Below are 12,035 nucleotides of genomic sequence, written 5' to 3'. Positions count from 1 at the left end.
CAACGGTCTCACTGCGCCCCTTGCTGTTCGGCAGCCTGGCGCGCTTCGCGCTCGTCGTGGATACGCACCAGCTCGCGGAATCCGATCCGGTCGTATTTCGGCACGGGCTGGATTCCCCATTCGTCGCGCGCCGTGTCCTTGCCTTCGGCGCCCTCCGGCGCACCCAGTGGCGGGTACGGAACCTTGCACTCCAGTGCGTCGTCGGAGTAGCGGACCTTGAGTAGTTCGCTGCAGACCTCGGTCAGGCTCAAGGTCGGGTAGCCGTACCACACCGCCATGAATGGCAACGTGAACGCTCCCTCGATGACGAGGGCGATCAGGCACACGAGCACGGCCCGCTTGATGTATTTGTGCATCCGCGCGTAGTAGGGCGTGGTCCCGGGGGGCAGATCGTCGGCGGGGTCTTTCTCGTCGCTGGACGAAGACGGCGATGACGTCATGGTGTGCTCCTTAACCTGTTCAGTCGGAGAAGATTTCGCGGTTGACCGTGTGCAGGTACGGGATCGCGAGGAACGGGGTGATGTAGAAGATGTCGTAGAGCCACCATCCGATGACCGGGAAGATGACTCCGGCGTAGCGGACGTCGGCGTACATCGTCATGTTGAACACGTAGGCGCACCAGATCACCACACCCATCCAGCAGGTGACGATCATCCACTGATGACCCCAGCGCTTCATCTGCAGGAAGCCGATCGCCGCCGCGCACCGCATGGCGAAGACGGTCAGGATCAGGCCCGCTACGTAGGCCTTCTCGCCGGGTGCGCCCGCGCCCCCGACCCACGCCTCGTTGTAGTGCCAGAAGTAGCCGGCGTCGAACATGTTGCCCCACCCGACCATCAACACCCGGTTGATCAGCGTGTGGTTGGCAACCAGATCCAGTGCCCACCCCAGGCTGTTGAGCATGCCGTCGATCAACACCAGGTATCCAATGAGGGTGACGATCATCGGCCGGACAGACAGGCCGGCGCGCGCCGCCTGGCGCTGCAGCCACACGCCCCGCATGAAGATCGGAAATCCGATGAGGCCCGGCGCCCACATGCCCATCAGCGCGGCGCCCGCGATCATCCATTTGTCGGCCCGCCGCTGCGCCAGACGCGACTCCTCGTGGTGGTCCTCGAGACTCACCGCCGCCGTGACGGTCACAGCGACCACCAGCCGCGTTCGAACGACATGTAGAGCTGGATGAGAAACATCGCCAGCAGGTAGCCGTAGATGACGATCTGCAGGACGATCAGTGCTCGCTTGCGCTGCTTCTCCTTCGGGTCCACAAAGACTCCTTCCTAGTGTGTCGCGTTCGGCGTGTCGGCGGTGGCCAGGCTGGCCACGGCCACTTCACGCAGACCATCGGTGACGGCGCCGTCGCTCGACAGCGGCGCGAGGATGCAGGCCTCGGCGGCGCCCAATTCGCCTGCGCCCGCGGCGATCAAGTGGGCGGCGGTGACCAGCACGCGGGTCGACGGGGGCTCGAAGTGGAACGCCTCGTCGGCGGTGCGGATGGCGGTGGCGCAGGCGACCAGTCGTCGGGCGGTCGCCAGCCCGATGCCGGCCTCCGCCACGATCACCTCGGCCTCGCGGCCGGGCGGCAGATAGGTCATCGGCAACGTGACGAAGCGCTGCCGGAAGGACGGCTTGAGCTCCTTGAGCGAGCTGCGGTAGGCCGGGTTGTACGAGCAGACCAGCATGAAGTTCTCGGGCGCTTTCACCACCTCACCCGCCCGGTCGAGATAAAGGGCCCGGCGGTGATCGGTGAGTGAATGCAGGATGGCCAACGAGTCGTGGCGTGCCTCGACCACCTCGTCGAGATAACAGATCGCGCCGGCCTTGACCGCGCGGGTGAGCGGCCCGTCGGTCCACACGACGTCCCCACCGGTCACCATGAACCGGCCGACGAGGTCCGAACTGGTCAGGTCGTCGTGGCAGCTGATCGTGACGACGGGCCGTCGCAGCAGCACTCCCATGTGCTCGACCAGCCGCGTCTTGCCGCATCCGGTCGGCCCGGTGAGCATGACGGGCAGCCGTTGCTGGTAGGCCTGCTCGAACAACTGGACTTCGTTGCCGTTCGAGTAATAAGTATCGGTGGTCATCGATCTTCCTCGGTTGTGCTGGGTCAGGCCGCGACCAGTTCGCGGTGGACGTGTGCGAGGACCCGCGGCAGGTCCTCGACGCGTCGGATACGTTGGGACCGGCGAGGTCCGAAGACTTCGGGGAGTGGGTCGACCCGCGTCGGCCCGACGCCGACGTAGTAGATCGACACGCCCGCATCACTGGCTTCTTCTACGGCGTGGGCGGCATCGGCCCACGCATAGCGGCCTTCGTAGCCTTCGTCGGAGATCAAGCCGTCACCGATCACGATGAGCAGTCGCCGTTCGGACGGCTGTGCCAGCAGTCGGCTCGTCAGATGCCGCAGCGGCGCCCCGAGCCTGGTGTAACCGCCGGTGGACAGGCCCAGTCGGCTCGGCGGCACGAATCGCCGGTCCTCGAAGTTCTTCAGACAGTTGACTTCGACGCGATGCCGGGTGTTGCCGGTGAACACGAAGATGCCGTGTCGTTCGCGGGCATGGGTCATCGCCCGCGAAAGTGCGTCGGCACAAGTCAATTCGAGCTTGAAGATCCGGCCGCCGTGCACGCCGAGGGACGAGCTGCCGTCCAGGAGAAGCGCCGTCGTGACGTCGCGGTCGCTGGGGAGAAGCTCACGGAAGATGCGCGGCTCGATCGCCTCGCCGGTCGTCAGGTCGATGTAGTGGCTGACGTACTGGTCGACGTCCAACTCGGACCCGTCTTCGAGCCGGTTCTTGATCGCACGCTGAGTGTGTTCGGTGAACCACCTCCGCAGCTCCGCCGATACCGCGCCCGGCTGACGATTCCGGCTGTCGTGAGCGCATTCGAGGACCGCGACATGGTCCGGCATGAAACTCTTGGTCCACGCGTTCCACTCGGGATACGGGATGCCGGGTCGGTGTTCCGGGGTGATATCGAGGTCGTTGTCCTGCGGCCGGCTCGGCGGGGGCAGGTTGGGGTTGCGCACCCCGCCGTCGCCGCCGACCGGCACCGAGTACGGACGCGGCAGGCGCTTCTGCGTGGTGGTCCACGGCATCCTGCCGAAAGTGCGGCGCAGCTTGTCGGACAAGCCCTGCGGTGCTGTATAGGCCAGCGGCAGCCTGCCGAGCAGCGCCGGCACCGGAAGTGGATTACCGGTGCGGGCCAACACTATTGCGCGGTCGAGCATCTCCCCGCCAGCCATATCGTGGGCGAGCGGTTCGAGATCCGGCAGCAGACGCAGCGCTTCGGCCAGCAGACCCGGCCAGTTCGCGGCGACCCAGCCGAGCGCCACCCGCGCTTCGACGAGGGTGAGCGCGTGAAGTTCGCGGGTCGACAGCTCGTTGAGCCGGAACCCGACGAGCCGGTCCTTCGACGGCGAACATTGAAGGGCGATCCCGCAGGTCAATGTTCTGCGGCTCCAGTCGCGGCCGAGCGGCGGGTACGGTACCTGCACATAGTCCAGTGCCGAGCTCAAGCTGAACTGACGATGCTCACCGGTCACCAGCCGCACGCCCTCACGGCGGCGCGCGCTCAGCGCGACAGCCGTTACGGCACAACTGCGTTCGGTCGCCATTGCGTGCGCTTCGGCCAGCTCCGTCATCGTGGTCCTAGAACGTGCCGAGACTGGAGAACATCCAGTACCAGAACCAGATGACGAGGGCGGTTCCGCCCCACGCCCCGACGTAGCGCAAGATCTCCCAGATCCAGGTCCACACTTCGAACTCCTCCGTTGTCGTTTGTGCGTAACACTCATCGCACCTCTAGTCCGCTGACGGCGGTCGAGACCAACTTGGTCAGCATCGTGTTGCGCGTAGCGGGGTTATCCGTGGTGGTCAGCACGCCGTAGATGCCGAGCAGGAAGAAGGTGGCGCTGTAGAACGCGTCTACTTCCGGATGCACCTGACCGTCTCCACGTGCCCGCTCGAGCTCCCGGACCAGCAGCACGATCACCGGGTGATCGGTCCATTCGTCCTTGTGCGGTCGGGTCGGCGAAAAGTGCAGCGCGAGCAGTTCCTTGAAGAGCACCGGGCCGAACCGCTGCTCCAGACCCGTCACTAGATCGACGACCTCGGTCAGCGTGGCGACCAGGCCATGGCGGTGCTCGAGGTAGGCCGTGAACTCGGCGGCGATGCGCGTCTCTTCGCGGCACGCCAGTTCAAGCAGCACGTGCTCCTTGCTCGGGAAGTGGAAGTAGAACGTCCCGTGCGCGACCCCGGCGGCCGCCACGATGGCGTTGACGTCCGCGCCGCTCATGCCGGAGCGCTTGAACTCGGTAATCGCCACCCCGAGGAGGCGTTCCCGCGTCTGCCGGCGACGCGCTTCGCGTGCCGACACTTTCACATGAGCCGTCATGATCTGCTCTTTGTAGCGTAGCTACTGACTCTAGTCAATGAGTATGGTCAGTCAGTAAAGATCTCCCGGTTGACCGAGTGCAGGTAGGGAATGGCGAGGAACGGCGTGATGTAGAAGATGTCGTAGATCCACCAGCCGATGACCGGGAAGATGACTCCGGCGTAGCGCACGTCGGCGTACATCGTCATGTTGAACACGTAGACACACCAGATCACCACACCCATCCAGCAGGTGACGATCATCCACTGGTGCCCCCAGCGCTTCATCTGCAGGAACCCGATCCCCGCAGCGATGCGCATCGTGAAAACGGTGAGGATCAGGCCGGCTTCGAGCGCCTTCTCCCCTGGCCCAGCCGCGCCGCCCAGCCACAGCTCGTTGTAGTGCCAGAAATAGCCGGCGTCAAACATCGCGCCCCAGCCGTTCAACAACACTCGGGCCAACAGGGTGTGGCTTGCCACCAGGTCCAAGGCCCAACCGAAAACGTTGATCGCGGCGTCGACGATGACCAGGTAGCCGAGCAGCGTCACCAGCATCGGGCGGACGGTCAGCCCCTCTCGCTGCGCCTTGCGCAGTATCCACACGCCACGTAAAAAGAGCGGCAGACCAAAGATGCCCAGCGCCGCGGTGCCGATGAGCAGGCTGCCCGATATGAGCCATTTGTCGGCCTGCCGTTGCACCTGGCGCGAACGCAACATGTGCTCGTCGAGGCCGCTTCTGGCGCCAGTGTTCGCGGGCGTCGTCAATGGGCACCTCCTGCAACGCTCGGTGCCTGAGCTTTGCAGTCTGACTGACTATAGTCAACCAGTCAGCGGGCCTCGATGCCGCGCAACGTCCTCGCCACGTAGTCGTCGAGCATCGCGCTCTGCGTCGGCCAGTCGTGCGTCGTCGTCAAGAGCGCATAGAGGCCGAGGAGGAAAAACACCGCGCTGTTCGTTGGATTGACATCCGCAGCGACGCGGCCTGACCGCTGGGCGCGTTCGATCTCCCGGGCCACCCTGACGATGACTGGATGTTCGCTGCTTTCATCGGCGGGCCGGGTCTGCGAGAAGTGCAGGGCAAGAAAATCTTTGAAGAGGACCGCGCCCAGGCGGCGCTCCAGCCCCAGCACCAACCGCACGGCCTCGCTGAGAACCGCGGGCAGGTTGCGATTGGCCGCGTACCGGTCGAGTTGTTTGGCGATGCGCTCTTCTTCTCTGCGCTCCAGTTCGAGCAGCACATGTTGTTTCGTGGGAAAGTGAAAGAAGAACGTCCCGTGCGCGACGCCGGCCGCGGCGACGATCGCGCCGACGTCTGCTTCGGCCATCCCAGACCGTTTGAATTCGGCAATGGCGGCGCCCATCAACCGCTCCCGGGTCTGCAAGCGCTTTGTCTCACGCGCCGAGGGTTTGTCCACCACCGCCATGCCCCGACGATAGCAACACCACCGGGCCTTGACACGTATGGTTGACTGCAGTCAATTTCAGGAGGAGTCCGGATGGCGCTGGAGCAGTTCAACCTCGACGGCCAGGTCGCGATCGTGACCGGCGCGGGCAAGGGCGTCGGTCAGGGGATCGCGAGAGTCCTTGCGGAGGCGGGCGCCACGATCGTCGGCACCGCCCGCACGGAGTCCGACATCGTGAGCACGATAAGAGCTATCGAAGACGCGGGCGGCAAGGGCCTGGCGCTCGTCGCCGACGCGATGAGCCGATCGGACGGCGAGCGCGTCGTCGATACCGCGATCGGATCCTTCGGCCGCGTCGACATCCTCGTGAACAACGTCGGTGGTTCGACCTACGCCCGATTCCTCGACATCACCGATGCGGACTTCCGGCTCACGTTCGACTGGTGTGTCACGTCGGCATTCATCATGAGCCAACTCGTCGCCCCGCATATGCTCGAGGCGGGCCACGGCACGATCGTCAACATCTCCTCGGGCTCAGCACGTTTCGGCATCCGCGCGCTGACCGCCTACTGCACCGCGAAGGGCGCACTGGAGGCGCTCACCAGGGCGATGGCACAGGAACTCGCACCTAAGATCCGGGTGAACGCGATCGCACTCGGCTCGTTCGCCACCGACGGCCTGCAAAGCAGCCTCGACCTGATGCCCGGCTCGTTGGAGAAGATGATGGAGGCCACACCCCTGCACCGTCTCGGCAACGTCGAGGACCTCGGACGGCTGTGCGTCTATCTGGCCACCCGCGATTGCTACGCGACCAACGCGATCTTCCACGTCGACGGCGGCATCGACTCGAACAATTCGCCACTGCCGATCCCCGATTACTGATCAAGGACCCGAGATGCGCAGAGTAGTCCAGTTTTCCACCGGCAACGTCGGGCAGCACTCGTTGCGGGCGCTCATCGGACGGCCCGATCTGGAACTCGTCGGTGTGCACGCGGCCAGTCCCGACAAGATCGGCCGCGACGCCGCCGAGCTGTGCGGGTTGACCGAGCCGACCGGGGTAATCGCCACCGATGACATCGATGCGTTGGTCGCCCTGAAGCCGGACTGTGTCGTCTACACCGCACTCGGTGAGACGCGGCCGATGGAGGCGATCGAGGAGATGTCGAGGTTCCTCGCCGCCGGGACCAACGTGGTCGGCACGTCGCTGGTGTGGCTGGTGACACCGCACCAGGCCGATGACTGGCTGCGGACGCCGTTGGAACAGGCCTGTGCCGCAGGCAATTCCTCGCTCTACGTCAACGGGATCGATCCCGGATACTCGGGCGATACCGCGGTGCTCGCGGCGCTGAGCCTGGTGACCCGCGCCGAGTCGGTCACGATCCAGGAGGTCTTCGACTACGGCAATTACGACGACTACGAGTACACCGGCACGGCAATGGGTTTCGGCACTGGCCCCGATGACGAGCCGGCGATGGCGTTTCAGCCCGGGGTCATCACGGCGATGTTCGGCGGCTTGGTGCGCAATCTGGCCAGTCATCTCGAGACCGAACTCGATGACGTCACCCAGCGCTACGAGCCGTGGTACACCGACAAACGCATCGAATGCAAGATGATGACCGTTGAACCCGGCCAGTTGGCCGGTGTGCGGTTCGCCGCCGAAGGGATGCGCGGCGGCGCTCCCGTCATCACCGTGGAGCACACCACCCGTCTCACGCCCGCGGCCGCGCCGGACTGGGAGTATCCGCCCGACGGCCACTCCGGCGTGCACAAGGTCATCGTCGAGGGCGAACCGCGCGTCGAGGTGAACACGTTGCTCTCTCACCCGGTGCTCGATGTCACCGAAGCGGGCTGCGTCTCCACCGCCGCGCGCGTCGTGAACGTGATCGACTGGGTGTGCCGCGCCCCATCGGGCCTCATCTCGATGGAAGAGATCCCGCCGTCGGAGGTGGCTCGCGGCCTGATGTGGTGAGCCGCTGAGCCGTCACCTGTACCGCGAAATCTGCACCAGGGTCGCGAATTTCATCCGCGAGCAGCCCTGGTGCAGAAATCGGCGAAAGGCCGAGCCTCACGCCTTGGCGAGCTGCTTCTGCTCGTAAAGCCGCGCCCACTCGGCGCGTGAGCGGATCGAGGTGTCGACGTCGGTTGCCTTGGCGCGCAGCGCGGCGACTGTCGCCTCCGCTTTCGGGGTGCGGGCGAACGGATCCCACGAGAAGAACCGGCAGGAGTTCTCCCAGGTGATCTTGTTGATGTCGCGGTCGCTCGCGCCGGCGGCGTCAAGCTCCTCGAGCACCTTCTCCGGAGCGTCGGGCCAGAAGCAGTCCGAATGCGGGTAGTCGCATTCCCAGGCGATGATGTCGATGCCGATCTCGTGGCGCAGCTTGAGCGACGTCTTGTCGGTGACGTAGCAGGCCAGCGAGTGCTCGCGGAACACATCGCTGGGCAGCTTGTCGCCGAAGTCGCGCCGCAACCACTTCTGGTTCGTGTAGTGCCGGTCGCTGCGGTCCAGGTAGAACGGGATCCAGCCGATACCGCCTTCGGAGAACGCGAATTTCAGGTCCGGGTAGCTGCGCATCGCCGGACCCCACAACAGGTCCTGCGCGCACATCGCCGAAACCTGGGTGGCCAGGATGATCAGGTTGTCGATCGGGGCGTTGGGCGCCATGCTGATCGCACCGAAGCCGGTGCCGATGTGCAGGCACATCACCACGTTCTCCTCCGACAGCGTCCGAAACACCGGACCCCAGTAGTCGTCGTCGTGGTAGCTCGGAAGGCCTTCCAGGTGAGGCAGTTCCGGCATCGTGACCGCACGGCAGCCCTTGGCGGCGACGCGACGGATCTCCGCGCACATCGCCTCGACGTTCCACGTCGGCAGGATCGCGATAGGGATGAACCTGTCCGGATACGAGCCCGCCCACTCGTCGATGTGCCAGTCGTTGTAGGCCGACACCATCACCAGCGTCGCCTCCTCGCGGTGCATGTTGAGGTGTCGCGCGGAGAATCCGGTGAAGGTGGGGAAGCACATCGAGGCCAGGATGCCGTTGCGGTTCATATCGCGGACACGCTCGTGGACGTCGTACACGCCCGGACGCATCTCGGCAAACCCGGCGGGGTCGCGGCCCCACTCTTCGGCCGGCCAGGACACCACGGCGTTCAATCCGCTGACGCCCTGCGGGCGGCCCTGATACATCCACTGGTCGACGCCCTTGTCGTCAGTGACCACGATCGGCGCCTCGTCCTTGTACTTGGCCGGGACATGGCGAAGGAACATGTCGGGCGGCTCCACAACGTGGTCGTCGATGCTTACGAGGATCAAGTCGTCGATGTCCATACCCCAGTAGTACCGTGTACCGGTATGGCCGTCTCTGCGCTATCGGACAGAGGTTTGACCGAAACGGCCAAACCTCTGGCCGAGTCCCGCCGGGTCATCGACTTGCGGCGCGGCGGTCGAGCGCTGGGCGGCAGCTACCTCTACCAGGGTGACGCGCTGATCACCGGCTGGCACTCACACGACGTGCATCAAATCGAATACGCACTCGGCGGCGTGGTCGAGGTCGAGACCGATTCGGCGCACTACCTGCTGCCGCCGCAGCAGGCCGCTTGGATTCCGGTCGGCCTAGCCCACCAGGCCACGATGAACCCCGATGTTCGGACCGTGGCGGTGATGTTCGACCCGGCGCTGATTCCGCAGGCGGGCGACCGGGCTCGTATTCTGGCGGTCTCGCCGCTGATCCGCGAAATGATGATCTATGCGTTGCGGTGGCCGATCGACCGCGGGCCGGGTTCCGCCGAGGATGACAGCGTGGCCGATGCGTTCTTCCGCACTCTGGCCAGCCTGGTGAGCGAGGCGCTCGACCATGAGGCTCCGTTGAGCCTGCCGAGTTGCGAGCATCCGATCGTCGGCGCCGCGATGGCGTACACCAAGGAGCACCTCGACTGTGTGAGTGCCGACGAGGTCAGCCGCGCAGTCTCGGTATCGGAACGCACTCTGCGGCGCCTGTTCCAGGAATCGGTCGGATTATCTTGGCGGACATACCTTCTGCATGCCCGCATGCTGAAGGCCATGGCGTTGCTCGCCGCGCCGGGCCAGTCGGTGCAGGAGACTTCGTCAGCGGTGGGCTTCGACAGCCACAGCTCGTTCAGCCGTGCCTTCACGCAATTCTGCGGCGAGACGCCGACGAGCTACCGCAAGCGGGTCGGCGGCACACCGTCATGACGAAGCGTCACGAGCCGGGGCGCATCTGCCCGTTGCGGAGCAACTCATTGACCGCGTCCTGCCACCGCTGAAGCTGCGCGGGGGTGTCGAGCGGTTCCGTGAGGTGTCGCTCGATATGGTCACGCAGCACCCAGGCGCCGACCGCCAGCACCAGCGGGTTCAGCGCCCCCCACGTCGGGTCGAGATCAGGGCGGGTCAGCCCGCGTTCTTGGCGCGCCCTCCATCGCTCGGTGCCGATGGCCGCTAACGAGTCGAAGACCTGACTCCCGAGCGGGCTGCCGTCGGTGAGCGCGCGCCCGACGTATGCCACGACGTCGGACTCGGCGGCGATCAGCGACGTCACCCGGTTACCGACGTCGGTGATGCTGTCGGCCGGAGGTTCCGGAATCGGTTGAGCCAGCGCTGCGGCCATCACTCCGAGCACGTGGTCGTCGACGGCCTTGATCAGGTTCGCCTTCGTCGCGAAGTGGTGTTGGACCAAGCCCAGCGAGACGCCGGCCTCGGCGGCAACCGAGCGCAGCGACGTAGCGGAGGCGCCACGAGCCGCGAAGCACTTGAGCGCGGCGTCGCGGATTCGGTCCACACTCGAACGCTGATCGGCGCCGGCCCGTTCGTCCAACGGTGTCGCGGTCATCGATACCTACAGCTGAGAGTGCGCACCCACACACAGTAGCCGATACACGTGTATTGTCGGCTTCCGCGCCGACGAAGACCTTGTCCCGACCGAGAGGAGACGCAGATGCCAGTCGACGAGCAGCCGACCCCGCGGACGGCGCGTCCCGTTCCGATCGCCCTGGGGACGGACGAGGCGCCGTTCACGGCATGCACCCGAGATCCGGACCGGTGGGCCGTCGGCGCCGACGATGGCGCCAAGGAACTGTGCCGCGCATGCCCACGCCGCTGGCTGTGCGCGCAGGAGGCTTGTCAAACCTCCGGAGCATCAGGAGTGTGGGCGGGCATCTACATCCCCGACTCCGGTCGGGCGCGCCAGTTCGCGTTGCGGCAACTGCAGTCGCTGGCCGAGCGCAATGGTTTCACGGTCCAAAGAGCGAGCTGAACTGCATCTTCTTATCCATTTGTTTCGCTGCCGTCGACAGGGGGCAACCTCTGCGCATCAGATTCCGTGAGCTTGTAGGAGACCTCGATGCGCGAGAGCGCCCTCGCCCCCGCTGAGAACCCGACCGCCGAAGCGATCGCCACGACGGGTCTCTTCCTGATCTTCACCGCGATAATCGCCGTCGCGGTGTGCCTGGCGAGTTGGGGTGCCGCCGACGCGCCACTGGCGGCCGCGGCCGGGGTGATCGCCGTGTTCAGCTTTACCGCCAGCCTGGTCTGCTTCGGATTGCAGAGCCGGGACAACTGACCCATCCCGGCGTAAGCCTGCGATGATGACCAGTTATGGCTCGCTGGTATCCCCTCGCGTCCGCCGATGCCGACTTCTTGGTCTCGGCCCCGCACGTTTTCCGCTACGAGAAGCGATTCGCGGCGACGCCGGAGCGAGTGTGGGAGTCGCTGACCTCGGATGAGTCGCTAGCGGCGTGGGGACCGTCGATCAAGAACGTCACCTGGACCTCACCCCGTCCGTTCGGCGTCGGTACGACGCGCGACGTGGTCGCTCCTGGTGGCGCCGTCATGCGTGAGCGCTATTTCTACTGGGACGACGGCCATCAGCACTCGTTCTACGTTTACGAATCGACGTTGCCGCTCTTCAAACGCTTCGCCGAGGACTACATCGTCGAGGTCGACGGCGATCACACGCGGTTCACGTGGGTGGTCGCGATCGAACCGAAAAACGCGATGAGTCTTCCGGTCAAAGTGCTGGCACCGGTGCTCAAGGCCGGCTTCGGGCGCGTACCCAGCGGTGGACAGAGCTACTTCGCCAAGAAGGCGTGAGCGAATTCCGCGGCTGGAGGGGCGGCTCGACTAATCGAGAGCACCGCGTGCGAATTCAGTGCGCGAGGGGGGACTCGAACCCCCACGTCCAAAGGACAATGGCACCTAAAACCATCGCGTCTTCCATTCCGCCACTCGCGCATGAGCGTCGCGATC

The 12,035-nt window shown here is 65.3% G+C and carries 16 protein-coding genes and 1 tRNA gene; 6 read left to right on the top strand and 11 right to left on the bottom strand.

Annotated features, from left to right (window positions below; genetic code table 11):
- Window positions 1–8 precede the first annotated feature (8 nt).
- From QGN32_RS19160 to QGN32_RS19125, 8 genes are all read right to left on the bottom strand, one after another.
- Entirely contained in the window at window positions 9–440 is a 432-nt protein-coding gene (locus QGN32_RS19160) for a hypothetical protein (protein WP_326545859.1), read from the bottom strand.
- A 19-nt stretch (window positions 441–459) separates the two neighbouring features.
- Entirely contained in the window at window positions 460–1,065 is a 606-nt protein-coding gene (locus tag QGN32_RS19155) for a hypothetical protein (RefSeq protein ID WP_442791850.1), read from the bottom strand.
- A gap of 74 nt (window positions 1,066–1,139) precedes the next feature.
- The gene (locus tag QGN32_RS19150) at window positions 1,140–1,268 is read right to left on the bottom strand and encodes a hypothetical protein (protein WP_326545858.1); all 129 of its coding nucleotides are present in this window, start codon (window positions 1,266–1,268) and stop codon (window positions 1,140–1,142) included.
- A gap of 12 nt (window positions 1,269–1,280) precedes the next feature.
- Window positions 1,281–2,084, bottom strand: a complete 804-nt coding sequence (locus QGN32_RS19145) for a CbbQ/NirQ/NorQ/GpvN family protein (protein WP_326545857.1) — start codon at window positions 2,082–2,084, stop codon at window positions 1,281–1,283.
- A 23-nt stretch (window positions 2,085–2,107) separates the two neighbouring features.
- Window positions 2,108–3,640: a nitric oxide reductase activation protein NorD gene (locus tag QGN32_RS19140; protein WP_326545856.1), complete on the bottom strand. Its 1,533-nt coding sequence runs from the start codon at window positions 3,638–3,640 to the stop codon at window positions 2,108–2,110.
- A gap of 149 nt (window positions 3,641–3,789) precedes the next feature.
- Window positions 3,790–4,392, bottom strand: coding sequence for a TetR/AcrR family transcriptional regulator (locus QGN32_RS19135; protein WP_326545855.1), 603 nt, complete (start codon window positions 4,390–4,392; stop codon window positions 3,790–3,792).
- Window positions 4,393–4,439: 47 nt separating this feature from the next.
- Window positions 4,440–5,087 carry a hypothetical protein gene (locus QGN32_RS19130; RefSeq protein WP_326549155.1) on the bottom strand — a complete coding sequence of 216 codons (648 nt, stop codon included), beginning with the start codon at window positions 5,085–5,087 and terminating at the stop codon, window positions 4,440–4,442.
- A 110-nt stretch (window positions 5,088–5,197) separates the two neighbouring features.
- Complete coding sequence (locus QGN32_RS19125; protein WP_326545854.1) at window positions 5,198–5,794, bottom strand: TetR family transcriptional regulator; 597 nt, start codon at window positions 5,792–5,794, stop codon at window positions 5,198–5,200.
- Window positions 5,795–5,866: 72 nt separating this feature from the next.
- Here QGN32_RS19125 and QGN32_RS19120 point away from each other — a divergent pair, with 72 nt between their 5' ends.
- On the top strand, window positions 5,867–6,655 hold the full coding sequence (locus QGN32_RS19120) for an SDR family NAD(P)-dependent oxidoreductase (protein ID WP_326545853.1): 789 nt from the start codon (window positions 5,867–5,869) through the stop codon (window positions 6,653–6,655).
- Window positions 6,656–6,668: 13 nt separating this feature from the next.
- Window positions 6,669–7,742: an NAD(P)H-dependent amine dehydrogenase family protein gene (locus QGN32_RS19115; protein WP_326545852.1), complete on the top strand. Its 1,074-nt coding sequence runs from the start codon at window positions 6,669–6,671 to the stop codon at window positions 7,740–7,742.
- 96 nt (window positions 7,743–7,838) lie between these two features.
- Here the strand turns inward: QGN32_RS19115 and QGN32_RS19110 are convergent, their stop codons facing one another.
- Entirely contained in the window at window positions 7,839–9,101 is a 1,263-nt protein-coding gene (locus QGN32_RS19110; RefSeq protein WP_326545851.1) for an amidohydrolase family protein, read from the bottom strand.
- Window positions 9,102–9,125: 24 nt separating this feature from the next.
- Here QGN32_RS19110 and QGN32_RS19105 point away from each other — a divergent pair, with 24 nt between their 5' ends.
- Complete coding sequence (locus tag QGN32_RS19105; protein ID WP_326545850.1) at window positions 9,126–9,986, top strand: AraC family transcriptional regulator; 861 nt, start codon at window positions 9,126–9,128, stop codon at window positions 9,984–9,986.
- Between the two features lie 7 nt (window positions 9,987–9,993).
- On the opposite strand, the gene QGN32_RS19100 is transcribed toward QGN32_RS19105, so the two are convergent.
- The gene (locus QGN32_RS19100) at window positions 9,994–10,620 is read right to left on the bottom strand and encodes a TetR/AcrR family transcriptional regulator (protein WP_326545849.1); all 627 of its coding nucleotides are present in this window, start codon (window positions 10,618–10,620) and stop codon (window positions 9,994–9,996) included.
- Between the two features lie 105 nt (window positions 10,621–10,725).
- Here QGN32_RS19100 and QGN32_RS19095 point away from each other — a divergent pair, with 105 nt between their 5' ends.
- The 3 genes from QGN32_RS19095 (at window position 10,726) to QGN32_RS19085 (ending at window position 11,879) form a co-directional block, all read left to right on the top strand.
- Window positions 10,726–11,043 carry a WhiB family transcriptional regulator gene (locus QGN32_RS19095; RefSeq protein WP_326545848.1) on the top strand — a complete coding sequence of 106 codons (318 nt, stop codon included), beginning with the start codon at window positions 10,726–10,728 and terminating at the stop codon, window positions 11,041–11,043.
- Between the two features lie 87 nt (window positions 11,044–11,130).
- A complete protein-coding gene (locus QGN32_RS19090; protein WP_326545847.1) occupies window positions 11,131–11,349 on the top strand; it encodes a hypothetical protein in 219 nt (72 codons plus the stop codon).
- A gap of 35 nt (window positions 11,350–11,384) precedes the next feature.
- Window positions 11,385–11,879, top strand: coding sequence for an SRPBCC family protein (locus QGN32_RS19085; protein WP_326545846.1), 495 nt, complete (start codon window positions 11,385–11,387; stop codon window positions 11,877–11,879).
- 59 nt (window positions 11,880–11,938) lie between these two features.
- Here the strand turns inward: QGN32_RS19085 and QGN32_RS19080 are convergent.
- Window positions 11,939–12,020: transfer RNA gene (locus tag QGN32_RS19080), tRNA-Leu, on the bottom strand.
- Window positions 12,021–12,035 lie beyond the last annotated feature (15 nt).

Source organism: Mycolicibacterium sp. ND9-15 (genome assembly GCF_035918395.1).
GTDB lineage: Bacteria > Actinomycetota > Actinomycetes > Mycobacteriales > Mycobacteriaceae > Mycobacterium.
Note: the sequence above shows the minus strand (reverse complement) of the source record. Positions and strands in the feature narration are given on the sequence as shown.